Source organism: Polaromonas sp. CT11-55 (assembly GCF_047303325.1).
Lineage (GTDB): Bacteria > Pseudomonadota > Gammaproteobacteria > Burkholderiales > Burkholderiaceae_C > Polaromonas.
In genome coordinates, this window is sequence record NZ_JBKBEX010000095.1 from 1 (window position 1) to 235 (window position 235).

The following is a 235-nucleotide window of genomic DNA, read 5'->3' on the forward strand; positions in this document are numbered from 1 at the left end:
CCTCCGCCGGGTTCACGCGGCTGGCGCGCCTGCTCGGGTAGATGGTGGCCATAAATGACATCAGCAGGGAGATGACAACGATTGTCATGATGTCGGAGTATTGCGGTTCGCTGGGCATGCGGCTCATCAGGTAGATGTCTTTGGGCAAAAAGCAGGCGTTGAGCGCGCTTACGATCGCCGGCACGATGACGTCGATGATGAAGGCAATGCACAGGCCCAGCAGCAGGCCCGAGAG

Annotated in this window: 1 pseudogene; it reads right to left on the minus strand. The window is 59.6% G+C overall.

The features are described from left to right. A pseudogene (locus tag ACEN8I_RS24210) lies at positions 1–235 on the minus strand (lipoprotein-releasing system transmembrane subunit LolC); the annotation flags it as partial.